The organism is Rhodococcus sp. USK10 (genome assembly GCF_019378875.1).
Classification (GTDB): Bacteria; Actinomycetota; Actinomycetes; order Mycobacteriales; family Mycobacteriaceae; genus Rhodococcus_F; species Rhodococcus_F pseudokoreensis.
Window position 1 is genome coordinate 7,627,203 of the sequence record NZ_CP076048.1, and the last position, 23,565, is coordinate 7,650,767.

At 68.6% G+C, this 23,565-nt stretch carries 26 protein-coding genes; 15 read left to right on the top strand and 11 right to left on the bottom strand.

The annotated features are described in order from the left end of the window. The first annotated feature begins 101 nt into the window (after positions 1-101). Positions 102-1,820, top strand: a complete 1,719-nt coding sequence (locus tag I1A62_RS41770) for an MFS transporter (protein WP_219457991.1) — start codon at positions 102-104, stop codon at positions 1,818-1,820. Here I1A62_RS41770 and I1A62_RS41775 read toward each other — a convergent pair. From I1A62_RS41775 to I1A62_RS41785, 3 genes are read right to left on the bottom strand one after another with little or no spacing between them, the layout of a single operon-like run. Further along, the gene (locus I1A62_RS41775; protein WP_219457993.1) at positions 1,803-2,447 is read right to left on the bottom strand and encodes a nucleoside triphosphate pyrophosphatase; all 645 of its coding nucleotides are present in this window, start codon (positions 2,445-2,447) and stop codon (positions 1,803-1,805) included. The two genes, I1A62_RS41770 and I1A62_RS41775, sit on opposite strands and share 18 nt — an antisense overlap. A gap of 10 nt (positions 2,448-2,457) precedes the next feature. Next, positions 2,458-2,817 (bottom strand): acyl-CoA carboxylase subunit epsilon, encoded by a 360-nt coding sequence (locus tag I1A62_RS41780; RefSeq protein WP_124396538.1) that lies wholly within the window; start codon positions 2,815-2,817, stop codon positions 2,458-2,460. Between the two features lie 23 nt (positions 2,818-2,840). Beyond that, positions 2,841-4,481, bottom strand: a complete 1,641-nt coding sequence (locus I1A62_RS41785) for an acyl-CoA carboxylase subunit beta (RefSeq protein WP_074933736.1) — start codon at positions 4,479-4,481, stop codon at positions 2,841-2,843. Between the two features lie 116 nt (positions 4,482-4,597). Here I1A62_RS41785 and I1A62_RS41790 point away from each other — a divergent pair, with 116 nt between their 5' ends. The 5 genes from I1A62_RS41790 to I1A62_RS41810 are packed head-to-tail and all read left to right on the top strand — an operon-like array spanning position 4,598 to position 8,656. Beyond that, positions 4,598-5,446 carry a biotin--[acetyl-CoA-carboxylase] ligase gene (locus tag I1A62_RS41790; protein WP_124390403.1) on the top strand — a complete coding sequence of 283 codons (849 nt, stop codon included), beginning with the start codon at positions 4,598-4,600 and terminating at the stop codon, positions 5,444-5,446. Between the two features lie 16 nt (positions 5,447-5,462). Continuing rightward, positions 5,463-6,020 carry an HdeD family acid-resistance protein gene (locus I1A62_RS41795; RefSeq protein ID WP_124390402.1) on the top strand — a complete coding sequence of 186 codons (558 nt, stop codon included), beginning with the start codon at positions 5,463-5,465 and terminating at the stop codon, positions 6,018-6,020. A gap of 15 nt (positions 6,021-6,035) precedes the next feature. Then, positions 6,036-6,593 (top strand): PH domain-containing protein, encoded by a 558-nt coding sequence (locus tag I1A62_RS41800; protein WP_124390401.1) that lies wholly within the window; start codon positions 6,036-6,038, stop codon positions 6,591-6,593. A gap of 39 nt (positions 6,594-6,632) precedes the next feature. After that, entirely contained in the window at positions 6,633-7,313 is a 681-nt protein-coding gene (locus I1A62_RS41805; RefSeq protein ID WP_025432276.1) for a response regulator transcription factor, read from the top strand. 8 nt (positions 7,314-7,321) lie between these two features. Continuing rightward, a complete protein-coding gene (locus I1A62_RS41810; protein ID WP_124390400.1) occupies positions 7,322-8,656 on the top strand; it encodes a HAMP domain-containing sensor histidine kinase in 1,335 nt (444 codons plus the stop codon). A gap of 3 nt (positions 8,657-8,659) precedes the next feature. Here I1A62_RS41810 and I1A62_RS41815 read toward each other — a convergent pair whose 3' ends face one another. Next, the gene (locus I1A62_RS41815; protein WP_192581743.1) at positions 8,660-9,220 is read right to left on the bottom strand and encodes a GtrA family protein; all 561 of its coding nucleotides are present in this window, start codon (positions 9,218-9,220) and stop codon (positions 8,660-8,662) included. Between the two features lie 131 nt (positions 9,221-9,351). Between I1A62_RS41815 and I1A62_RS41820 the strand changes: the two genes are divergently transcribed. Together I1A62_RS41820 and purE are read left to right on the top strand one after the other, a co-directional pair. Beyond that, positions 9,352-10,611, top strand: coding sequence for a 5-(carboxyamino)imidazole ribonucleotide synthase (locus tag I1A62_RS41820; RefSeq protein ID WP_124390399.1), 1,260 nt, complete (start codon positions 9,352-9,354; stop codon positions 10,609-10,611). Next, positions 10,595-11,122, top strand: a complete 528-nt coding sequence (gene purE, locus I1A62_RS41825) for a 5-(carboxyamino)imidazole ribonucleotide mutase (protein ID WP_219457995.1) — start codon at positions 10,595-10,597, stop codon at positions 11,120-11,122. The genes I1A62_RS41820 and purE overlap by 17 nt, the downstream gene beginning before the upstream one ends. A gap of 70 nt (positions 11,123-11,192) precedes the next feature. On the opposite strand, the gene I1A62_RS41830 is transcribed toward purE, so the two are convergent. Next, positions 11,193-11,672, bottom strand: coding sequence for an endonuclease domain-containing protein (locus I1A62_RS41830; protein ID WP_257890673.1), 480 nt, complete (start codon positions 11,670-11,672; stop codon positions 11,193-11,195). 162 nt (positions 11,673-11,834) lie between these two features. On the opposite strand from I1A62_RS41830, the gene I1A62_RS41835 reads away from it, so the two are divergent. Beyond that, positions 11,835-12,215: a hypothetical protein gene (locus tag I1A62_RS41835; protein WP_124390397.1), complete on the top strand. Its 381-nt coding sequence runs from the start codon at positions 11,835-11,837 to the stop codon at positions 12,213-12,215. Here I1A62_RS41835 and I1A62_RS41840 read toward each other — a convergent pair. Both I1A62_RS41840 and I1A62_RS41845 read right to left on the bottom strand, forming a co-directional pair. After that, on the bottom strand, positions 12,200-12,919 hold the full coding sequence (locus I1A62_RS41840; protein WP_124390396.1) for a TIGR03089 family protein: 720 nt from the start codon (positions 12,917-12,919) through the stop codon (positions 12,200-12,202). The genes I1A62_RS41835 and I1A62_RS41840 overlap by 16 nt on opposite strands. A 23-nt stretch (positions 12,920-12,942) precedes the next feature. Next, positions 12,943-14,427 (bottom strand): LCP family protein, encoded by a 1,485-nt coding sequence (locus I1A62_RS41845; RefSeq protein ID WP_219461709.1) that lies wholly within the window; start codon positions 14,425-14,427, stop codon positions 12,943-12,945. Positions 14,428-14,549: 122 nt separating this feature from the next. Between I1A62_RS41845 and rfbD the strand changes: the two genes are divergently transcribed. The 3 genes from rfbD to I1A62_RS41860 are packed head-to-tail and all read left to right on the top strand — an operon-like array spanning position 14,550 to position 17,401. Continuing rightward, a complete protein-coding gene (gene rfbD, locus I1A62_RS41850; RefSeq protein WP_124390395.1) occupies positions 14,550-15,398 on the top strand; it encodes a dTDP-4-dehydrorhamnose reductase in 849 nt (282 codons plus the stop codon). Between the two features lie 34 nt (positions 15,399-15,432). Next, on the top strand, positions 15,433-16,332 hold the full coding sequence (locus I1A62_RS41855) for a glycosyltransferase family 2 protein (protein ID WP_219457997.1): 900 nt from the start codon (positions 15,433-15,435) through the stop codon (positions 16,330-16,332). Further along, complete coding sequence (locus I1A62_RS41860) at positions 16,322-17,401, top strand: sugar phosphate nucleotidyltransferase (RefSeq protein WP_124390393.1); 1,080 nt, start codon at positions 16,322-16,324, stop codon at positions 17,399-17,401. The genes I1A62_RS41855 and I1A62_RS41860 overlap by 11 nt, the downstream gene beginning before the upstream one ends. A 14-nt stretch (positions 17,402-17,415) precedes the next feature. Here the strand turns inward: I1A62_RS41860 and I1A62_RS41865 are convergent, their stop codons facing one another. From I1A62_RS41865 to cofD, 3 genes are read right to left on the bottom strand one after another with little or no spacing between them, the layout of a single operon-like run. Further along, positions 17,416-17,964: an NUDIX hydrolase gene (locus I1A62_RS41865; RefSeq protein ID WP_015890075.1), complete on the bottom strand. Its 549-nt coding sequence runs from the start codon at positions 17,962-17,964 to the stop codon at positions 17,416-17,418. 10 nt (positions 17,965-17,974) lie between these two features. Next, positions 17,975-19,339: a coenzyme F420-0:L-glutamate ligase gene (locus I1A62_RS41870; protein WP_219457999.1), complete on the bottom strand. Its 1,365-nt coding sequence runs from the start codon at positions 19,337-19,339 to the stop codon at positions 17,975-17,977. After that, entirely contained in the window at positions 19,336-20,319 is a 984-nt protein-coding gene (cofD, locus tag I1A62_RS41875; protein ID WP_219458001.1) for a 2-phospho-L-lactate transferase, read from the bottom strand. Before cofD ends, I1A62_RS41870 begins: the two co-directional genes overlap by 4 nt. A gap of 513 nt (positions 20,320-20,832) precedes the next feature. Here cofD and I1A62_RS41880 point away from each other — a divergent pair. Next, on the top strand, positions 20,833-21,093 hold the full coding sequence (locus I1A62_RS41880) for a WhiB family transcriptional regulator (RefSeq protein ID WP_167372239.1): 261 nt from the start codon (positions 20,833-20,835) through the stop codon (positions 21,091-21,093). Here the strand turns inward: I1A62_RS41880 and I1A62_RS41885 are convergent, their stop codons facing one another. Further along, positions 21,094-21,585: a metallopeptidase family protein gene (locus tag I1A62_RS41885; protein WP_015890079.1), complete on the bottom strand. Its 492-nt coding sequence runs from the start codon at positions 21,583-21,585 to the stop codon at positions 21,094-21,096. An 80-nt stretch (positions 21,586-21,665) separates the two neighbouring features. Here I1A62_RS41885 and I1A62_RS41890 point away from each other — a divergent pair, with 80 nt between their 5' ends. Both I1A62_RS41890 and I1A62_RS41895 read left to right on the top strand, forming a co-directional pair. Then, positions 21,666-22,061, top strand: coding sequence for a DUF3499 domain-containing protein (locus I1A62_RS41890; protein ID WP_087556708.1), 396 nt, complete (start codon positions 21,666-21,668; stop codon positions 22,059-22,061). Positions 22,062-22,164: 103 nt separating this feature from the next. After that, positions 22,165-23,532 carry a phosphomannomutase/phosphoglucomutase gene (locus I1A62_RS41895; RefSeq protein WP_219458003.1) on the top strand — a complete coding sequence of 456 codons (1,368 nt, stop codon included), beginning with the start codon at positions 22,165-22,167 and terminating at the stop codon, positions 23,530-23,532. The last annotated feature ends 33 nt before the right edge of the window (positions 23,533-23,565 follow it).

Genomic DNA, 23,565 nt, shown 5'->3' on the forward strand with positions numbered 1-23,565 from the left:
CGGGCAAAGGGGTTCTACGCTGCAAGTTCTTCGCGTAGCATGCAGCAACTTCGGAACAACCTCACAGCAACCCGTGAGGTTCGAGCCGCTAGCCTGTCCGGATGCCTGTGACGCAGCGTGCCGCACTCTATCGGGGCGAACTCGGTCGGTGGGTCCCTTGGCTGGGTTTGGCCACCAGTCTCGCCGCCGTGTTCATGCAACTCCTGGACGCGACCATCGTCAACGTCGCGCTGCCGAGCATCGCGGTCGATCTCGGCGCCTCGGTGTCGGCGCAGTTGCTGATGGTGAGCGTCTACACGCTGTCCTTTGCGTGTTCGCTGATCACAGCGGCGCGACTGGGGGATCTCCTCGGCCGGCGACGCGTCTTCCTCACCGCACTGGCCGTCTTCGTTGTCGCCTCACTGCTCTGCGGGCTCGCCCAGACGCCGACCGCTCTCGTCGTGTCGCGGGCGCTGCAGGGACTCGCGGCGGGGTCGATGTCGGCGCAGACGTTCGCCATCATCTCGGGACTCTTCCCGAAACGCGCCCACCCGCGGGTGTTCGGGATCTACGGCGCGACCATCGGGCTCGCCACGATCTGCGGCCCGCTCGTCGGCGGACTTCTCATCCAGTGGGACCTCTTCGGCTGGGGCTGGCGGCTCATCTTCTTCGTCAACCTCCCGCTCGGTCTCGCCGCCCTGGTCCTCGGCTACTTCTATCTCGTCGACGCGAAGCCGGACGGTGTTCGCCAACTCGACCTGGGCGGCGTCGTGCTGTCGGCGGTCGGGCTGTTCCTCCTGATCTTTCCGCTCGCGGAAGGACGCGAACGGGGCTGGCCGACGTCGATCGTGGTGATGCTGCTGTGCTCGGTGCCGGTGCTGATCGCCTTCGTCGTCTACGAGTGGCGGCTCGGGCGCCGCAGCGGCGACCCCGTCCTGCGCCTGGAGTTGTTCACCGACCGCGCGTTTTCGCTGGGCGCCGCCATCGCGTTCGTGTTCTTCGGCACGCTCACGTCACTGATCTTCACCATCTCCCTCACCCTGCAGTTCGGGTTCGGGTTCTCACCGCTGCGGGCTGGGATGATGACGCTGCCGTGGGCGCTCGGCACCGGTCTCGCCGCACTGGCCTCCGCGGCCGTCTACCGGCGCATCGGCAACCTCGTCCTGCCGTCGGGGATGGTGCTCTTCGCAGGCTCCCTCGTCGTGCTGGCGGCGCAACTGCAGCACGAGGGCACCGACCCGAGGTGGTCGGCGCTGGCCGGGCCCCTTTTCATCGGGGGAGCCGGGCTCGGATTGTTCGTGGCGCCGCTCCAGACGGCGATCCTCGCGACCGTGCGACCGGAGAACGCGGGTTCGGTGTCCGGGCTGCTGCCGACGGTCCAGCAGGTGGGCAGTTCGATCGGGCTCGCGGTGATCGGCGTGGTGTTCTTCAACCTCGTCGCGACGCAGTCGGCGGACGCGGTGCAGGCCGAGCGGCCGGCGCTCACCGCTCAGCTCGCCGAGGTCGGTGTGCCGCCGGGGCTGATCCCGCGTGCGGAGGAGACGTTCGTGCGCTGCGCGTCGGAACAACTCGGGTCCACGTCCCCGATGAAGGTGCCCGACGAGTGCCGTTCACCGGTATCGGGAGGGGCCCCGCTCGGTGCTGCCCAGCAGCAGATCGCCGACTCCGCGGTGGTCGCGGCCCGGGAATCGACCCGCAGTGCGGCAGGCGAGGCGTTCCTGCAGGCGGAACGCCGCATCCTCTGGATCATCGCGGCGGTCGCCGCGGCCATCGGGCTGGCGTCGCTGACCCTGCCGCGCCGGAACCAGCTGGTCGACGACCGGTCAGTCGCCGCGGCCTGACGTCGCCCACAACTCGGCGATGCCGACGCCGACGTCCGCGAGCAACCTCCGGACGAGTGGCAGACCGATCCCGATCACGCTGGACGGGTCGCCCTCGATACGGTCCACGAACCATCCGCCGAGGCTGTCGAGGGTGAACGCACCCGCGACCTGGAGCGGTTCCCCGGTCGCCAGGTAGGCCTCCAGATCGGCGTCCGGTGGGCTTGCGAAATGGACCACGGTGGCGCTGTGATCGTGTGCGTCACCCACCACCGCGCCCTCGGCGATCCGCAGGACGCTGTGCCCGGTGAGCAGGGTCGCGCTACGGCCGGCCATCGACGACCAGCGCTCGCGCGCGACGTCGACGCTCCCGGGCTTGCCCTGCAGGGCGCCGTCGATCAGCAGCATGGAGTCGCATCCCACGATGACGGCATCCGAGATCCCGTCCCGTGCGAGAACGGGGAGGACATCCTTCGCCTTGGCGCGGGCCAGTTCGGTGACGACGTGCTCGGGGGCGGCGTCGGCACCGAGTGCCGCGATGAGGGCGTCCTCGTCGACTCCGGAGACGCGCACCACCGGTTCCACCCCGGCGCTGCGCAGCACAGCCAGCCGCGCCGGGGACGCCGAGGCGAGAACGAAGGACGTCACGAGGCCCGGATCAACGCCGGTACGCCGACACGTTCGGGAACGCGTACGGCGAGAACGGGGCGATGCTCCGGTGCATCCGGGTGGGGGCACCCCAGGACTCGGGCGGGATGCCCGAGTCGGGATCGCCGCTGCCTGCGGCGGCGACCGCGGACAGCACCGCGACGAGTGCTGCGATCTCCCCGTCGGACGGGGACCCCTTGACCACCTTCAGGAACGGCTCGCGGGCCGCATCGGCTGCACCGTCCACGTCAGCGGGCAGGTCGGTGGCCGTGCTGTCCGGGAGCGTCGTGTTCGCTGCGGACCCGTTGAGGGACGACGACGCATCCGGACCGGTCTCGGTGCGCATGTCGTCCTCGGGGAGATCCGTCACTCTGTCCAATGATTCGCCGACACTCATAGCGGGATGTTCCCATGCTTCTTGGGCGGGAGGGTGACCATTTTGCGTTCGAGCAGGCGCAGGGCGGCCACGATCTGTCCGCGGGTGTGGGACGGGGGGATGACGGCGTCGACGTAGCCGCGTTCGGCGGCGACGTACGGGTTGACGAGGGTGTCCTCGTATTCCTGTTGCAGTTGCAGACGCAGGGCGTCGACGTCGTCGCCGTTTTTGGCGGCCTCGAGCAGGCGTTTGCGGTAGACGAACCCGACGGCGCCGGAGGCGCCCATCACGGCGATCTGGGCGGTGGGCCAGGCCAGGTTGACGTCGGCGCCCATGTGCTTGGAGCCCATCACGTCGTAGGCGCCGCCGTAGGCCTTGCGGGTGATGACGGTGATCTTGCCGACGGTGGCCTCACCGTAGGCGTAGAGCAGTTTCGCGCCGCGGCGGATGATGCCGTTGTATTCCTGGTCGGTGCCGGGCAGGAACCCCGGGACGTCGACGAGGGTGATGATCGGGACGTTGAACGCGTCGCAGGTGCGCACGAAGCGGGCGGCTTTTTCGGAGGCGTCGATGTCGAGGCAGCCGGCGAAGACGGTGGGCTGGTTCGCGACGATCCCGACGGAGCGGCCGTCGACGCGGCCGAAGCCGACGACGATGTTGCCGGCGCGTTCGGCCTGGACCTCGAGGAATTCGTCGTCGTCGAGGATGCGGCGGATGACCTCGTGCATGTCGTAGGGCTGGTTCGCCGAGTCCGGGATCAGGGTGTCGAGTTCGAGGTCCTCGGCGGTGAGGGAGTCCTCGATGGCGCCGGTGATCGGGTCGGTGGGCAGCATCCGGGGGGCGGCGGCCTGATTGTTGCTGGGCAGGTAGGAGAGGAGGTCCTTGACGTAGTCGAGGGCGTCCTGTTCGCCGGAGGCGACGTAGTGGGCGACGCCGGATTTGACCATGTGGGTGTGCGCGCCACCCAGGTCTTCCATGGTGACGTCTTCGCCGGTGACGGTCTTGATGACGTCGGGGCCGGTGACGAACATCTGGGAGGTCTGGTCGACCATGACGACGAAGTCGGTCAGGGCGGGGGAGTAGACGTGGCCGCCGGCGGCGGGGCCCATGATCAGCGAGATCTGGGGGATGACGCCGGAGGCCTGGACGTTGCGGTGGAAGATTTCGCCGTAGAGGCCGAGGGAGACGACGCCTTCCTGGATGCGGGCGCCGGCGCCTTCGTTGATGCCGATCAGGGGGCGCCCGGTTTTGAGGGCGAGGTCCATGACCTTGACGATTTTTTCGCCGTAGATTTCGCCGAGGGAGCCGCCGAAGACGGTGGCGTCCTGCGAGAAGACGCAGACGTCGCGGCCGTCGACGGTGCCGTAGCCGGTGACGACGCCGTCGCCGACGGGGCGGTTGTCGGCGAGGCCGAAGTTCACGCTGCGGTGGCGGGCGAGGGCGTCGAGTTCGACGAAGGAGCCCTCGTCCAACAACGCGGTGATGCGTTCGCGGGCGGTGAGCTTGCCCTTGGCGTGGACCTTGTCGACCGCGGCTTCACCGCTCGGGTGCTGCGCCTCGGCCTGACGATTACGCAGGTCGGCGAGCTTTCCCGCCGTCGTGTGAATATCGGGCGTACTCGCCGACTCCGCCGCGCTCGGCTCCTGAACAGTGGTCATGACAGGTCAGCTTAACGAGAGCCGGCGAGCTTCTGCCAAGGGAGGTGGTCAGGCGGCGGGTTGCCCGGACCCGGCTACTGACCAGTACCTTTTCCTGCTCGTCCTAGGCTGTGGTGATGTGGACCGACCTGAACCGACCCCCTCTCAACGCCGACAATCTGCGGGCGGCGCTCGTCCGCGGTGACGACGACAGCGACACCCGCAAGTTCTGGTCTCGGCTCGACGTGGTGCAGGAGACCGGGTCCACCAACGCGGACCTTCTCGCGCGCGCCGCGACGTCGGACTGCGACCGCCACGTGCTGCTCGCCGAGTTCCAGGGCAGCGGCCGGGGCCGCCACTCCCGCGCCTGGGTGAGCCCGCCGCAGGCGCAGATCGCCGTCTCGGCGTTGCTGACGATGCCGGGGATGCGCGTCCAGGACATGGGGTGGCTGCCGCTGCTGACCGGCGTCGCCGTCGTCGACGCGCTGCGCGCCACCGCCAAGGTGCCGGCGGAACTGAAGTGGCCCAACGATGTGCTCATCGACGGACGCAAGGTCGCCGGCATCCTCGCCGAGGTGTCCGCCACGGCACCGGATCCCGCGGTAGTCGTGGGGATCGGACTCAACGTGAGCCTCACCAGAGACGAACTGCCCGTCGAGCACGCGACGTCGCTCGTCCTCGAGGGCGCCGAGGTCAGTGACCGCGACACCCTGGTGCGGGCAGTGCTGCGTGCCATGGCCGATCGCTGGCAGCAGTGGCACGACGCGAACTGGGACGTCACGGAACTCGCCGCGGCCTACCGTGAGCGCTGCGGCACACTCGGCCAGCGGGTGCGCGCCGAACTGCCCGGCGGGCGTGAACTGATCGGCATCGCAACGGACGTCGACACCGAGGGCCGGGTCGTGATCGCCCCCGACGGACAGCCCGGCACGGTCGCCGTCGCCGCAGGTGACATCACACATTTACGCCCCGTGCGCACCGAGTAGTGCCACACTGTGGTACATGAGTACCTCAATTCCGGAGTCCTCCGTCACCGCAGCCCGGCGCACGTTGACCGGTCTCACGGTGGTGCTCGGTCTGCTCACCCTGGGCCTGGGCATCGCCGTGCTCGTGTGGCCGCACGTGACCCTCACGGTGCTGGCCGTCCTGATCGCCATCCAGTTCTTCGGATTCGGGATCGTCCAGATCATCCGGGCGTTCGCCGACGTCGAGGCCAGTGGAGGCGCGCGCACCCTCGTGGGCGTATCCGGCGCCCTGGCAATTCTTCTCGCGTTCCTCGTCCTGAGGAGCCCGCTCCAGACCGTCGTCATCATCGCGCTCCTCATCGGTGCGTGGTGGGTGTTCCGGGGTGTCCTCGACATCGTCGAGGGCGCCTCCGGTTCGGTCGCGAACCGTGGCCTCACCATCGTGCTCGGAGTGATCAGCGTGGTCGCCGGGGCATTCGTGCTCCTGCAGCCCGAACTGTCGCTCGAGGTGTTCGTGATCGTGGTCGGCGTGTGGATGGTGCTGTACGGCATCATCATCGTGATCACCCCGATCGTGCTCAGCCGCATGCGTTAGGCGCACACTCTTCGCATGGGATATCCGGAGGACGCGCTCGCCGAGGACGAGGAACTACTGCTTCACCGCCATCCGCACTGGAAGATGCTGCTGCTCCCCGCCGTCACCTTTCTGCTGGCGACCGCGGTCGCGGGTTTCGCGGCGGGCTTCGCCGAGAACAAACTCGACGGCTCCGCACTCACCGTCGTGCTCGTCGTCGTCCTCGTGCTGTGGCTGGGACTCGTCGGATGGCGCTGCGTCGCGCCGTTTCTCAGCTGGAAGTTCACCCATTTCATCGTCACCGACCGACGCGTCCTCATCCGCCAGGGTGTGATGACGCACACGGGGATCGACATTCCGATGGGACGCATCAGCAACGTGCAGTTCCGGCACGGCCTCCTCGACAGGATGCTCCGCACCGGAACGCTGGTCATCGTGTCCTCTTCCGACGACCCGCTGGAATTCGACGACATCCCCGACGTTCAGCGCGTCCACTCGCTGCTCTACCACCAGGTGTTCGACGCGATGGATCTCCACCGCGAACGGGAGCGGGAAGACCCGCGCGGTGACGCCGACACCGGCAAAGGCTGGTAACCGGTCACGGCCTTCTCCGCACCTCCGTACGCTGTGGAGGTGACTGCTGTATTGCTTGCCGAAGATGACGAAGCCATCGCCGCCCCGCTGTCGCGGGCACTGGGCCGGGAAGGATACGACGTCACCATCGAGCAGACCGGCCCGGCAGCGCTGGAGCAGGCGCTCGACGGGGCCTACGACCTGCTGATCCTGGACCTCGGACTCCCGGGGATGGACGGGCTCGAGGTGTGCAGGCAAGTGCGTGCCCACAGTTCGGAACTGGCGGTGCTCATGCTCACCGCGCGCACCGACGAGGTCGACTTCGTCGTCGGACTCGACGCCGGAGCCGACGACTACGTGGGCAAGCCGTTCCGGTTGGCGGAGTTGATGGCCCGGGTGCGTGCCCTGCTGCGCCGTCGCGGCGGCGGCGAGGATTCCGTCGTCGAGGTCGGGGGCATCCGGCTCGAGCCGGCGGCCCGCCGGGTGCTCGTGAACGGAACCGAGATCGCCCTCGCCAACAAGGAGTACGAGCTTCTGCGGGTGCTGCTCGAACACGCGGGACAGGTGGTGTCGCGCGACACCATCCTCGCGGAAGTGTGGGGCGACGTGGAACTGCGTGGCTCGAAGACCCTCGACATGCACATGTCGTGGCTTCGCCGGAAGATCGGCGACGAGGGCCCCGCCGCCGAGCGTCGCATCGCGACGGTCCGCGGCGTCGGTTTCCGCATCAACACCGACTAGGCGGGGTAGTGCGCCGCAGAATTCTCCAGTCGATCCTCGCAGTCGTGATCCTCACGGCGCTGCTGCTCGGTGTGCCGCTGATCTACACGGCCTGGTTGTGGGTCGAGGACTTCAACCGGAGCGACCTGCAGGTCCGGCTGGATCGCATGGCGACGGAGATCATCACGCAGGAGGGCGTCAACGGCGTCGTCGAAGGCGACCTCGACACGAACTCCCTGCGACTGCTGACGCCCGCCGGGGGCCGCCTGGTCGTGGTATATCCGACGATCGACGACGGCGCCGCGCGGGTGGACATCGGCGAATCGTCCGTGCAGTCGCCGCTCGTGGAATCTCTCGCGATGGGCACGTCCGGTTCGCTCCGCCTCGAGGTGCCGTCCGACGAGATGCGCACCCAGCAACGCCAGGCCGTCGGTGCCGTCGCGCTCCTGGTGCTCGTGTCCATCGCCGCAGGCACCGTCGTGGCGTACGTCACGGCGAAGCGGCTCGCCGACCCGCTGCGGGACGTCGCGAACCGGGCGGCCCGGCTCGCGGAGGGCGACTTCCGGCCGGACGTCCGGCGCCACGGCATCCCCGAACTCGACCGCGTCTCCGACGTCCTCGACTCGGCGACCGTGGAGATCGCGGGACGGTTGCAGCGCGAGCACGCACTCGTCGCCGACGTCTCCCATCAGCTCCGCAGCCGACTCACGGCCGTCCGCCTCCGGCTCGACGAGTTGTCCGTGCACCCGGATCCGGCCGTCGTCGTCGAGGCCGACGAGGCGATGGCGCAGGTGGACCGGCTGACCGTCGCGATCGACGAACTGGTCCGCTCCTCCCGCAGCAGCGGCACCGAGACCCAGGTGTCGGTGATCCGGGAGCTCAGCGTGGTCATCGCGGATTGGAAACGGCCGTTCGAGGACGTCGACCGCGAGTTGCTGCTGCGCGGAGACACGAACGTGATGGCGTCGACTACCGGTTCCCGGCTCCGCGAGGCCGTGGCGGTCCTCGTCGACAACGCGCTCATGCACGGGGCGGGGACGTGCACGGTCTCGGTGCGCCTGATCCAGGGACAGAATCAGAGGGCGCCGGGCAAGGAATTGTCGCCGCGCGAGGCAATGGTGTGCGTGGAGGTGTCGGACGAGGGTGTCGGCGTCAGCAACGACCTCGCGCCGCACATCTTCGACCGCGGCTTCTCGGGGGCCGGTTCGACCGGTGTGGGCCTGGCGCTGGCCCGTGCGCTCATCGAGGCCGACGGTGGCCGGCTGGAACTGCAGCGTCGCCGTCCGGCCCTGTTCGCGATCTTCGTTCCCATCGCCCGCGAGCACGTGCCGACGCGGGTCACCGGGATCCGGGAACCGCGCTGACGGTCAGGGTTGGCCGATTTCTTCCTCGGCGGCCTCGTCGACGAGATCCGGGTCGACGAGATCCGGATCGATGAGATGCACGTTCTCGTCGGGGAACGCGAACCGTCGCAGGGCCCAGAAACGGAACACCATCTGCAGCAGGTTGCCGATGATGTAGTTGAGCACGAAGTCGACGATCACCAGCGTGGTCAGGTTGTCCTGCGTCTCGCGGATGTCGAACACGTTGTTGGCGATCCACAGGGGCGCGGCGGCGAGGAGTACACCCACTCCGCTGATCGTGAAGAACAGCAGGGCCTCGTGATGGCGTTCCCGTCCGCCGCGGTTCTTGAACGACCATTCGCGGTTGAGGATGTAGCTCAGGACCGTCGCGAGAATTCCGGACAGAACCTTGGCGACCACCGGCTTCTCTTCGAGGATCGTGAGGCTCAGCGAATAGAAGATCGCGAGGTCGAAGATCATGGTGGTGCCGCCCACAATCGCGAACTTGATCAGTTCGTGATGGCGCAACGCGAGAGCCCGGAAAGGCTGGGGAACGCGTGCAAGGACGCCGTCGACAAATGACACAACGGATGAGTTTACGAAAGTCGGACCGGATACCACCAATTGGCGGCGAGATCATCAGGAGAATCACAGAAACTCCGGCCCGGCGACCTCGGCGGCGGAACCCGGCACCGGACGTGACAAACTAGTGACCCGTGACCGGCAACTCTGACTCCACACCGCGTCCCACGACACCCCGCGATCTGACCGCCGGGCAACCCGTCGTGACGATGATCGGTGGCGGCCAACTCGCGCGAATGACCCACCAGGCCGCAATCGCGCTCGGCCAGACACTGCGGGTGCTCTCCGGCACCGCCGACGAACCCGCAGCGCAGGTGAGCCCCGACGTCGTCCTCGGGAGCCACACCGACCTCGACGCGCTCCGCAGGGCCGCGGTCGGGTCACACGCGCTGACCTTCGACCACGAGCATGTGCCCACCGAGCACCTCGACGTCCTCGTCGCCGAGGGCGTCAACGTGCAGCCGCCGCCGACGGCGCTCATCTACGCGCAGGACAAACTCGCGATGCGCCGCAAGCTCGGCGAACTCGGCGCACCGGTCCCGGCGTTCGCGGAGGTTACCTGGGCCGAGGACGTCGTCAAGTTCGGCGCCGAACACGGCTGGCCCGTCGTCATCAAGGCCGTCCGCGGCGGATACGACGGCCGCGGTGTGTGGATCACCGACGATTCCGACGAGGCCGAGCGCATCGTCACCCAGCAACTCGACAAGGGGGTCTCCCTCCTGGTCGAGGAGAAGGTCGAGATGCGGCGTGAGCTGTCCGCGATGGTGGCGCGGTCACCGTTCGGCCAGGGCGCCACGTGGCCGGTGGTGGAGACCGTGCAGCGCCACGGACAGTGCGCCGTGGTCCTCGCCCCCGCCCCCGCGCTGCCCGACTCGGTCGCCGAGGCCGCCGAGGAACTGGCGCTCCGCGTCGCGTCCGAACTCGGTGTGGTCGGAGCCATGGCCGTCGAACTGTTCGAGACCACCGACGGCACGCTCGTCGTCAACGAACTCGCGATGCGTCCGCACAACTCCGGTCACTGGACCATGGACGGCGCCCGCACCTCACAGTTCGAGCAGCACCTGCGCGCCGTCCTCGACTACCCGCTCGGCGACACCACACCCCTCGCACCGATCACCGTGATGGCGAACGTCCTCGGCGCGCCGACCGCGCCCGAGATGAGCATGGACGAACGCGTCCACCACCTCTTCGCGCGGATGCCCGACGCGAAGATCCACCTGTACGGCAAGGGTGAACGTGAGGACCGGAAGATCGGTCACGTGAACATCGTCGGCGGGCCGGGCTCGATCGACGACCGCGAATACGTGGCACGCGTCCGTGAGCGGGCCGAACGCGCCGCACACTGGCTCTCGCACGCTGAATGGACCGACGGATGGGATGTACACGGTGAGTGACACGGCAGCACGGCAGGGCGCACAGGTCGGGCTCATCATGGGCAGCGACTCCGACTGGCCCACCATGGAGGCCGCCGCCGAGGCGCTCGCCGAATTCGGGGTGCGCTTCGAGGTCGGTGTCGTCTCCGCGCACCGCACACCGCAGCGCATGCTCGACTACGCGAAGGACGCCGCAGGCCGCGGCATCCAGGTGATCATCGCCGGCGCCGGTGGCGCCGCCCATCTGCCGGGCATGGTCGCATCGGCCACCCCGCTGCCCGTCATCGGTGTACCCGTCCCGCTGAAGTACCTCGACGGCATGGACTCACTGCTCTCGATCGTGCAGATGCCCGCAGGCGTCCCCGTCGCGACCGTGTCCATCGGCGGCGCCCGCAACGCCGGCCTCCTCGCCGTCCGCATCCTCGGTGCCGCCGACCCCGCCCTGCAGCAGCAGATGGTTTCATTCCAGGACGGGCTCGAGAAGATGGTCCTGGGCAAGGATCAGGCCCTCCGCGACAAACTGCTGGGCTGATTTCGTACTGAGCCGCCACTCTTCGCTCTCTCGGGGCCGGAACAGTCCTCGGAGTCCAACGAGTGGCGGCTCAGTTCACGGCGGCGGTAATCTCGTCGGCGATCGTATCGGGATGGGCAAGCACGTCGTAGGCCGCGAAGCGGAGCACCATCCACCCCTCCCGGACGAGCCAATTCTGACGCCGACGGTCGTCTCTGAACACGTCGGGCTCACTGTGGAATTCGCGGCCGTCGACCTCGACGACGATCCGCGCACGTTCGTCCACGAAATCACCCACGTACGGACCGATCGGCAGGTTGGGTGCGAGTGCGAATCCGCGAAGGCTGAGCTCGCGGCCGAGTACGCGCTCGGGTTCCGACGCCGCGCGGAGGGAAGCGTGCCGCAGGAGTCGCTGCGCTGCGGGCGTCCCATGCCGACCGCGGTGGGTGAGGCAGAGGTCACGGAACTCGTCGGGATCGACGCTTCGATTCAGCTCGGCGTCGACGAGTGATGCGACATCTCGCTCGGGCATGACGACGGCGCAGTCGAAGAGCGCCTGGGCGGGGGACACCGTCGGAAGCAGAGTCGCCGTCGACACCGAACGCGGTGCGAGGTCGCGGCGGTAGAGCCGTAGCCAGCGGCCGCTCCGGCACCGGGAGGCGATGGTGCTGCGCGGGATTCCCGCGGCGTGAGGTTGTGGATGAACCCTGCCGCGAGCGCTTATCCTGCGCACATGAAACGTAGCCACGGGGTGCCGATGATCCGCGCTTCGCGGGGGAATCCACAGTCGGCGGCGATCACCCGGCTGGCGTTGGCGTATGCCCGGCTGTGGGGTGCGCGCATTGCGTTCGACGACGAGTTCGGCCTGTTCGTGTGCAGCGGCATGCGCGGTGGGTACGCGCGCGGCGGGACGACCATCGGCGGTGCGTTTCTCACCGGCAAGGAACCGGCGAGATCGTTGCTGCGACACGAAGCGGTCCACGCCGACCAGTGGGCGACGTACGGATGGACCTTCGCGCTGCGGTACCTGTTCGAGGAGTCGAGACACCGCGGTGCCCGGAACAGGTTCGAGATCGCCGCGGGCCTCGCGGACGGTGGCTACCGGGACAGCTGACGGGTGATCTTCTCGGTGTCCACGCGCCTCGCCTGAGCCGCGGTGTCGGGGTTGGTGACCTGCACCAGTGACGCGCCGGCCGCGAAAACGGCCACCAGACCGTCGATCAGGGCGTCGGGGGAGTCCCACGCCTCGACGGACAGCACCCGGTCGGAGCCGGTGATCCCATGCGTCTCGGCGGAGGCCAGTGCCGCGGCGAGAACGTCGTCGACACTCTTGCCTGCGAGTGCGGGTCCCGCGACCGTCGGCCGGAACTGGTCGCCGTGAACGCGCACCGAGGTGGCGTAGTCGGTGATGCCGACAGGAAGGTCGGGAACGGGGCGGCCGAACGCGTCCAGCGACAGCGCCGCGACCTCCGGGACGTCCTCGACGTCGCTCAGGTGCGCAGCGGAGACGAGGGCGATCTCGGCGTCCGCGTCGGGTTCGAGTACGACGTCGGCGCCGGCCCACCAGACGCCGAGGAGTACCGCGGCGGTCTGCCAGTGCGCGGGCAGGAGCACGGCGACGCGGGCGCCGGGCTCGACGGCGAATTCGTCGCGCAGCAGGTTGGCGGTCTTGGCCGCCCAGTTGGCGAGGGTGAGGGCCGAGAGTTCGACCCGTTCGCCCGTCGCGTCGTCGTAGAACGTGACGCGCGGTCCGGCCGGGTCGTTCTTCAGGATCGGGTCGAGCAGGGCGTCGGTCAGCGTGCGGGACGCATGGTTCATGGACACAGTCCGTCTCTCGTTTTCTAGTTCACACAACGCGGGCCCGACGAGCCGGCATCGATGGGCGGGCCGGGCGGTGCCGGGGTGGGGGTCGTTCCTCCCGTGGACACGGGCTCGAGGCCTGTCTCCGAGGACTCGGACGACGAGGTGGTGCTGATGGTCTCGGCGGACGTCGGCCCCTGATAGTCACCGGCCAGCACCACCCGGACCGAGCCTTCGGGCAGCGTCGAGTCGGTGTCGGTGGGGAGCCCGCCGAGTGCGGCCGCGACCGCCTTGGCGCTGTCGTCGTCCGCGGAATGCGCGAAGACGGTGGTCTCGCTCACCGCTTTGCCGGTGTAGTTACCGATCTCACCCTGGCCGTAGCCGAGCGACGTCAAGGCGTCGGCCACACCGTTCGCGAGACCCCCGACGTCGCTCGAGTTCGCGACGTCGACGGTGACGGTGGAGGTGTCGATGTCGGGCGTCTCGGACTTGGTGGTGGTGGTGGTGTCCTCCGAGTCGGCGGGCTCCTCGCCGACGAGACCGGCCACGTACTTCTTCACGTCCTTCGGCTTGACCTCCACGATGGACTCGCCGTAGTCGGTCATGCCGTTGAGGTCCGCGACCGGAATGGTCTCGAACTGCACCTTGCCGCCGGCGAGGTCCTGCAGTTGGGTGGCGAATTCGATGATGTCCCAGTCGTCGTCGAGCACGACCGAGCGTTGCACCGCGCCGCTGAGTTCGTTCAGCTTGCCCGGGTCGCTGAGGGTCTTCGCGGACAGCACCTTGCCGACGAGGGACGCCATGAACACCTGCTGGCGCACGATGCGGTCGAGGTCGCCGCGGGGAAGGTCGTGGCGCTGGCGGACGAAGCTCAGTGCGTCCGCACCCTTCAGCGACTGCTCACCGGCGGGGAAGTGGGCGCCCGACATGTCCTCGTCCACCGGTTCGTTGAGGCAGACGTCGACGCCGCCGACCGCGTTGGTGAGGAGGACGAACCCGAGCAGCCCGACCTCGGCGTAGTGGTCGACGGTGATGCCCGTGAGGTCTGCCACCGATTGGATGAGGGCCTCGCGGCCTGCCTTCGTCGACTCCTCCTCGGCCTCCTTGTCGGTGGCTCCGTCCTCGACGAGCTTAAGCCTCTCGGTTTCCTTGGTGGCCCCGTAGGCGGCGTTGATCTTCGACATGCCGATGCCCGGCACGTCGACGTAGGAGTCGCGGGGGATGGAGATGGCGGTGGCGGAACTGCCGTCGTTCGGGACGCGGATGAGGACGATGGTGTCGGTGTTGGACGCCACTTCCTCGCCGGCGCGCAGCGAGTCGAGTTCCTCCTGGGAGAGGGGGTTGCCGTGGGCGTCGGTGCGGCTGTCGGTGCCGACCATGAGGATGTCGACGGCGCCGTCGGCGCTTCCGCCGAGTCCGAGACCCCCCGCGGTTGCCAGATTGTTGCGCAGCGAGTCGATGCTCCGCCACGCGAATCCCGTGACGACGAGTGCGAGCACCGACAGCACCGCGACAGCGATGTGGATCGGCCGCCGAGCGGTGCTCGGGGGTGCGTCTGGTGCGGGTTGCTCGTGTGACACGGAAACCAGGCTACTGGTCGCCGCGGCTGGAGCAGGGAGGCGTGGATCGGCGTGCCAGACTGGGCGCCGTGACGAACATCCTTGTGACCGGCGCCCGGGGGCAGCTGGGTGGACACCTCCTCCGACGAGCCGAGGCAAGTGGGATTCCGGCCCGGGGTGTGGGGTCGGACGAGCTCGACATCACCGACCATGACGCGGTGCTCGCCCAGGTCGAGGCCGGTTCGGTGGTGATCAACTGCGCCGCGTACACCGCGGTCGACGCGGCGGAGTCGGACGAGGACACCGCGCGGGCGGTGAACGAGGACGGTCCCGCGAACCTGGCGGCGGCGTGCGCCCGGGTGGGTGCCCGGCTGATCCACGTCTCCACCGACTACGTGTTCGCCGGGGACGGCGACACGCCGTACGAGGTGGACGCCCCGACCGGTCCCGCGACGGCCTACGGACGCACCAAACTGGCCGGCGAGCGCGCCGTCCACGCTGCGCTTCCGTCCGCGCACGTGGTGCGCACCGCCTGGGTGTACAGCGGGGTGGGTTCCGATTTCGTCTCCACCATGCGCCGACTCGAGCGCGAACGTGACACGGTCGACGTCGTCGACGACCAGGTGGGCTCGCCCACATTCGCCGGCGACCTGGCCGACGGGCTGCTCGAACTGGCCGGGCGCAGCGACATCGACGCATCGGTGCTGCACGCCACCAACTCGGGCCGGGCGAGTTGGTTCGACCTGGCGCGCGCCGTGTTCGAGGAGGCGGGTGCCGACCCGCAGCGCGTGCACCCGTGCACGAGTGCCCAGTTCGTGCGCCCCGCCCCGCGACCGGCGTTCTCGGTGCTGTCCGGCCGCGCGTGGGCCGACGCCGGGCTGACCCCGTTGCGGCCGTGGCGAGACGCGTTGCGCGCCGCTCTGCATGCCGCGGTGTGAGAGGGACCCCCTTTCAACGGCTACGCTTGCCCGCGTGAGTTCGAAGCTGGCCGTGGTGACGGTGACCTATTCGCCAGGTGAGCATCTGGAGCAATTCCTGGGCACTCTCGCCGAGGCGACGAAAGAAGATCCGCAGGTCGTGATGGCCGACAACGGTTCGACGGACGGCGCCCCCGAGGCCGCGGACGCGGCCCACGAGCACGTGCGCCTGCTGCGCACCGGCGGGAACATCGGCTACGGCGGTGCCATCAACAGGGCTGTGGCGGAGATCGACGAGGACATCGAGTTCGTCGTCATCGCCAATCCGGATGTTCGCTGGGCGCCCGGATCGATCGACGTTCTCCTCGCGGCCGCCGAGCGCTGGCCGCGGGCGGGGGCGCTCGGACCTCTCGTTCTGGAACCCGACGGAAGCATCTACCCGTCGGCGCGCCAGGTCCCCGACCTCGTGTCGGGTGCCGGACATGCGGTGCTGGGCACGGTGTGGCCGTCCAACCCGTGGACTGCCGGTTACCGCCAGGAGAATGAGTCCGTCAGCGAGCGGTCCGTCGGCTGGTTGTCCGGTTCGTGCCTGCTGATGCGGCGCGTCGCCTTCGACTCGATCAACGGCTTCGATTCCCGCTACTTCATGTACATGGAGGACGTCGACCTCGGCGACCGCCTGGGCAAGGCGGGGTGGCTCAACGTCTACGTGCCCTCGGCCGAGGTCACCCACGCGAAGGGGCACGCCGCGGGCAAGCATCCGGAACTGATGCTGCCCGCCCACCATCAGAGTGCGTACCGGTTCCAGGCCGATCGCCATCCCCATTGGTGGCAGGCGCCGCTGCGGTGGGCACTTCGGGGAGGATTGGCGGTGCGGTCGAAGATCGCCGTGGCTGCCGCGGTCCGGGAACGACGCAGAAACCATAACGAGGGGGGAAAGACAGATGGCAATTGAGAAGACGACCGATGCCGTGGTGCTGGTCGGCGGTAAGGGAACGAGGCTTCGCCCTCTGACGTTGTCGGCGCCCAAGCCGATGCTGCCCACGGCGGGTCTGCCGTTTCTCCAGCATCTGCTGGCGCGGATCGAGGCGGCCGGGATCAAGCACGTCGTGCTCGGCACGTCCTTCAAGGCGGAGGTCTTCGAGGAGTACTTCGGGGACGGTTCCAAGCTGGGACTGGAGATCGACTACGTCACCGAGACCGAACCGCTCGGCACCGGTGGCGGCATCCGCAACGTTCTGCCGAAGTTACGCGGGGACCACGCGATGGTCTTCAACGGCGACGTCCTCGGCGGCACCGATCTGGGAGCGATCCTCGACACGCACCGGACGCGCGAGGCCGACGTCACGCTGCACCTCGTGCGGGTGGGCGATCCGCGGGCGTTCGGCTGTGTGCCCACCGATTCCGACGGCCGGGTGACCGCCTTCCTGGAGAAGACGCAGGATCCGCCGACCGACCAGATCAACGCCGGCTGCTACGTCTTCAAGCGCGAGATCATCGAACAGATTCCCGAGGGCCGTCCGGTGTCGGTGGAGCGTGAGGTGTTCCCGTCGCTGCTCGCCGGTGACGCCCGCGTCTACGGACACGTGGACTCGTCGTATTGGCGCGACATGGGCACTCCCGAGGACTTCGTGCGCGGTTCGGCGGATCTGGTGCGCGGCATCGCTCCCTCGCCGGCGCTCGACGGTCCCCGCGGCGAATCGCTCGTCCATCCGGGTGCGGGCGTCGCCCCCGGCGCACTGCTGATCGGCGGCACCGTCGTCGGCCGCGGCGCCGAGGTGGGTGCGGGCGCACGACTCGACGGCGCGGTGCTCTTCGACGGTGCCGTCGTGGAGGCCGGTGCGACCGTCGAACGGTCCATCATCGGATTCGGTGCGCGCATCGGTCCGCGGGCCCTCGTGCGGGACGCGGTGATCGGTGACGGGGCCGATATCGGTGCCCGATGCGAACTGCTGCGCGGGGCCCGGGTGTGGCCGGGCGTGACGCTGCCCGACGGCGGGGTGCGGTTCAGCACGGACGTGTGAGAGGTGCAGCGCCCCTAGCGCAGTCCGGCCAGGTGCACGAGGTGGTCGATCGTGGACTTCTCCGCGTTCGGAGGCAGTGCGTCCACCGGCCACCAGCGCAGATCCGTCGATTCGGAGCTTCGCACGATGTGGGCGCCGGCACGCGCACGCACGAGGAACCGGAGATCCAGGTGCCGGGTGGGCTGCCCGAGTGAGCACGTGATCGGGTGGGTGTGCGCCGACAGCAGTTCGGGGTCGATCCGCAGGTCGGGAATCCCCGATTCCTCGCACGCCTCCCGCAGTGCGGCGTCGACGACGGTGTCGTCGGAAGGCTCACAGTGCCCACCCAATTGGATCCACCGGCCGACCCGGGGATGCAGGGTGAGCAGCACGTGACATCCTCCCTCGTCCAGGACGAGGGAGGAGGCCGTGATGTGCCCGGGCGCGTATTCGCGTAGGCACCCGAGCGGCGCGGATGCGAGGAACGCAAGCATGGTGTGCCGCAACGATTCGTCGTTCTCGTCGAGCGTCTTCCAGCCCTCGAGTGCGGCAGTCGCGGTGCGGTGCAGTGATTCGGCGCTCATCGTGTGGGGGTCATTTCTCGATGAGGGCGTCGCCGGGGTCGACGGGCCTGCGGGGTGTGAGTGGTTCGAGGGGGTAGCCGACGGCGATCGCGCCGAGCGGTTCCCAGTCGTCGGGCAGGTCGAGGACACCGCGCACGGTGTCGGCGGCGAAGATCGTCGAACCGATCCAGCAGCTGCCGATTCCCTTGGTCGCCAACGACACCAGCAGCCCCTGCACGGCCGCACCGACCGCGACGGTGAACATCGTCGCCTCCGCCGCCCGCCGACGCGGGTCGGGATAGGGGTGCGCACCGTCGGGCACGCAGAACGGGACGATCACCTCCGGCGCGTCGAACAGGATGTTCCCCCGCGCCACCCGCGCCGCCACCGCCTCCACGTTCATGCCGTCGGCGGTCAGGTCGGCCTGCCACCGCTCCCGCATCGCGGTCAGCAACTCCTCGCGGACGGTGCGGGTGCGGACCCACACGAACCGCACCGGCCGGGTGTGATGCGGCGCCGGGGCGGTCAGTGCCTCGGCGATCGACGCCCGCACCGCACCCGGGTCGACCGGATCGTCGGCGAAGTCCCGGACCGAGCGGCGCAGCAGCACCGCCTCCGCCCGCCCCCGCTCCATCGACTCGGCGGTACCGAGCCAGAACAGGTCCTCCTCACCGGCCCGGATCAGATCCCGCGCCCGGGACCCGTCGTCGACCAGGCCCAGACCCCGCACGACCGCGACCGGCACCCCACCGAGCTTGCCCTTCACCAGATCCCCGGCCGCGGCGATCTCGTCGGCCACCGCGACCTCCGTCACCATGAGTTCGTTGCCCTGCGAGTCCCGGGCCCCGGCGTACCCGTGCAGCACCGGCACCCCGGCCGCACCGATCGCGGCGTCGATCTGCCCGTTGCGCCACGCCCGCCCCATCGTGTCGGTGACCACCACCGCCACCGAGACGCCGAGCGCCACCCCGATCGCGTCCCGCAACCTTTGGGCGCTGCCGTCCGGATCCTCCGGCAGCAACGCCAGTTCCGAGCCCTCCACATTCGAACCGTCGATCCCGGACGCGGCCTGCACGATCCCCAACCGGTTCTCGGTGATCAACGTCCGGCCCTTCCGGGCGACGACCCGGACCGCTTCCTGCTCTACCAGCCGCCGGCGGGCCGCGTCCCGCTCCTCCGGATCGGTGGGGGAGGTCACGATCCGGCCCTCGACCTTCGAGAACACCTTGCTGGTCACCACCAGCACGTCACCGCCCCGCAGCCACGGGGCCGCCGCAATAATGGCGGCGGCCAGGTCGTCGCCGGGCCGGAACTCCGGCAACCCGGTCACCGGCAGGATCTCGATCGCCCCGCCCGGCGCGTGATCGACCCGTTCCCCGCCGGTCGGTGCGCTCACAGCGTCACCCCGGCCACGTCCAGGGCCGCCTGCACCATCGCGGCGGTCGCGTCCGGGTCGCTCATCAGCAGCGGCACCGCCCGCACCGCCACCCCGGGGACGTCGGCGGTGTCGGTGTCGTGGACCAGCCACCCGTCGAGGATCCCCGTCCCGCTGCGCGCCCCGTACCAGCGCCCGATCGCCTCCGCCGAGGTGTCCACCCCGATCACGTCCAAACATTCGTCGGCCATGCCGCGCAACGGTTTCCCGCCGATGATCGGGGACACCCCGACCACCTTCGCGGTGGTGGTGCGCAGCGCCCCCCGGATCCCCGGCACCGCCAGGATCGCGCCGACGCTGACCACCGGATTCGACGGCGCCAGCAACACGATGTCGGCGCCCTCGATCGCCTCCAGCACCCCCGGGGCGGGGGCCGCCTGCTCGGCGCCGATGTGCGCGAAACTGTGCGTCGGGACCTGCGCGCGGTGCCGAACCCACCACTCCTGGAAGTGGATCGCCCGCTGCTCCCCGTCCTCCGGGTCGGTGATCACCACGTGAGTTTCACTACGATCGTCGGTGACCGGCAGCAACGTCACACCCGGCTGCCAGCGGTTGCAGAGCGCCTCGGTGACCGCCGACAACGGATACCCCGTCCGCAGCATCTGGGTGCGGATCAGGTGGGTCGCGATGTCCCGGTCCCCGAGCCCGAACCACTCCGGCTTCGCCCCGTACGCGGCGAGTTCCTCCTTCGCATTCCAGGTTTCACCGGCATGACCCCACCCCCGGACCGGGTCGATACCGTCGCCGAGGGTGTACATGCAGGTGTCCAGGTCCGGGCAGATCCGCAACCCGTGCATCCACACATCGTCACCGACATTGACCACCGCCGTGATCCGATGCGACGAACCCGCACCATCCGGTGCATCAACGCCGAGAAACCGCCGCACCCCTTGCAGGAACCGGGCCCCACCGACCCCGCCAACCAATACAGTCACGTTCACGGTGTAAGCCTAGGCGGTGGCCGCCGGCGTCCGGTGGGCTGCTTCCCCAGGGTGATTCGAGGGCGCGAAATAGTAATCGACTTTTTGCGGTTAGCTTGACCGCGACACGCTGGGCGTGTCTAATCACAAATATGTCATTCCAACGTTGCGGGCGTGGAATCACTTGCAGCGGGGATCAATTCGAACGGATGTTCGAACGGGGTGGCAGGGGTGTTCGGTTCGGGGTACATGATCAATCGAAATTTTCTGCGCTATCACAGGTGAGGAGGCGGAACGATGCCCAATGAGCAGCTCGAGTCGGAGACTCGCTGGAGCACAGTAAGCGACGAACCGCAGACCAATTCCGAAGCAGGCGCAGCGGACGGCGTCTGTGTTCAAGAAGTCTGTGTGCAAGAAGACGGTGTGCAACAAATCAGCGTTGAACAAATCAGTGTGCAAGAAAGCAGTGTGAAAGAAATTCCTGTGCCGGAACTCGTCGCGCAGGAAGTCGAGACGGCGGGCCCCCGCCCGGCGTTGAGTCTGGTGACCGGTTTCGACGAACTGTTCGACACCATCGAGGACCAGTGGCAGGAACGCGCGCTGTGCGCGCAGACCGACCCTGAGGCCTTCTTCCCCGAAAAGGGAGGATCCACCAGGGAAGCGAAGCGCATCTGCCTCGGCTGTGAGGTGCGGGACGAATGCCTCGACTACGCACTGGCCAACGACGAGCGGTTCGGTATCTGGGGTGGCCTGTCGGAGCGTGAGCGCCGGCGCCTGAAGCGGGGGATCGTCTAGTCAGTCCTCATCGCCCGGCAAGTCCGGGTCGATGACCTCGGGTTCGACTCCGAGGTATGTACTCACCTGCTGTACGAGCACATCGTGCACCAGGTCGGTGAGATCGTCCGGATCCTTGGCGCGTTGTTCCAGCGGTCGCCGGAACAGGACGACTCGCGCCCGCGTCGTGGATCCGTGCCGGTCGATGCCTGCCGGGATCAACCGGGACAGTGGCACGGGCCCGTCCGCCACGACCTCGGCGGGCCAGTTGACCGAATCCGGGTCGAGCGCATGAATCTTCGGGACTTCGTCGACGGCGATGTCCAACTTCGTGAGGCGTTCACGCCAGCGTGAGTCGATCGGCGCGAACGCCTCCAGAACCACGAGATCGAATTTCTCCGCGCGGCTGCGTCGCGCCGGCGCGTCGGGCGGGAACACGGACCCGCGGATCCCACGTCCCCGTCGGTCGACGGATCGGGTGGTGACGGGACGCCTGCGTCGTGCTCTGGACATGGAGTGGACATTACGACAGCCGGACACTGTCGGTGTGTCCGAGTAGGTGTGGGGCCTTCGTGGGGCTAGGCTTTCTAGCTGTGAGATCTCTGCGTCGATGCTGCCGCCCCGGGTGCAAGAACCCCGCTGTCGCGACGCTCACGTACGTCTACTCGGACTCCACCGCCGTCGTCGGCCCTCTCGCGACAGTCGACGAACCGCACTCGTGGGATCTGTGCGAAACGCACGCGTCGAGGATCACTGCACCCAAGGGCTGGGAACTGGTTCGGTACGAGGGTGGATTTTCGTCGAGCACCCCGGACGAGGACGATCTGACCGCGCTGGCGGAGGCCGTGCGGGAGGCGGGCCTCGGCGATCGCGGACGGTCCGAGCGGGCCGTGTCCACCGAGGAGCGCGCCGAAACCGGCACCTCGCCCGGCCCGGCCCGTACTGGGCGGCGTGGCCACCTGCGGGTTCTTCCCGACCCTGCCAACTGACGTCCCAGCTCGTCCCGGGCCTGCGGTCCGTTGCGTGCCGTGCCCGCGACGGGCAGGCATTAGGCTTGCGCCAGCACTGGTGCTCGTAAAGGAGAAAACAGAAGTGGCGCGATCAGCCGAGTCCGTACATGCCGTGATCAAGGCTTACGACGTGCGGGGTGTCGTCGGTGAACTCATCGACGCCGCGTTCGTGCAGGACGTGGGTGGCGCATTCGCACGACTCGTCCGCGAGGAGAGCGCCACGAAGGTCGTGATCGGTTACGACATGCGTGCGTCGTCCCCGGAACTCGCCCGCGCGTTCGCCGACGGTGTCACCGCGCAGGGCCTGGACGTCGTGCTCATCGGACTCGCGTCCACCGATCAGCTGTATTTCGCTTCGGGACTGTTCGACTGCCCCGGTGCGATGTTCACCGCGAGCCACAATCCGGCGAAGTACAACGGCATCAAGCTCTGCCGCGCGGGCGCCAAGCCGGTGGGGCAGGAGACGGGCCTCGCCGCGATCGCCGCGGAGGTGGTCGACGGGGTTCCCGAGTACGACGGCGCCGTGGGCGAGGTGTCCGAGGAGGACGTGCTCGATCAGTACGCGAGTTTCGTCCGCGGCCTGGTGAACCTGTCCGACCTCCGGCCGCTGACGGTGGCCGTGGACGCGGGCAACGGCATGGGCGGGCACACCGTCCCCGCGGTGTTCGAGCCGATGCCGGTGAAACTGCAGCCGCTGTACTTCGAGCTTGACGGCACGTTCCCGAACCACGAGGCGAATCCGCTCGACCCGGCGAACCTGGTGGACCTGCAGCGGTATGTCCGGGAGACCGGTGCCGACATCGGTCTGGCCTTCGACGGCGACGCCGACCGCTGCTTCGTGGTCGACGAGCTCGGCAACCCGGTGTCGCCGTCCGCGGTGACGGCCCTCGTCGCCGAGCGTGAGCTGGCCAAGGAGCCGGGCGCCACCGTCATCCACAACCTGATCACCTCCCGCGCCGTGCCGGAACTGGTCACCGAACTGGGTGGACACCCGGTGCGCACCCGGGTCGGGCATTCGTTCATCAAGCAGCAGATGGCCGAGACGGGCGCGATCTTCGGTGGCGAGCACTCCGCGCACTACTACTTCCGCGATTTCTGGGGCGCCGACTCCGGCATGCTCGCCGGGCTGCATGTCCTCGCGGCGCTGGGGGAGCAGGACCATCCTCTGTCCGAACTGATGGCCAAGTACGAGCGGTACGCGGCGTCGGGGGAGATCAATTCGACGGTCGCGGACGCCGCCGAGCGGACCGACGCGGTGGTGGCGGCGTTCGCCGATCGCACCGCGGGCGTCGACCGGCTCGACGGGGTCACGGTCGAGTTGAACGGCGACTCATGGTTCAACCTGCGCGCCTCCAACACCGAACCGCTGCTGCGACTCAACGTCGAAGCGCCCACGACGGCAGACGTAGATGCACTCGTTACCGAGATATTGGGCATCGTCCGAGCCTGACTGCCATAGTTGGAATAACAAGGTTCTGCTCGT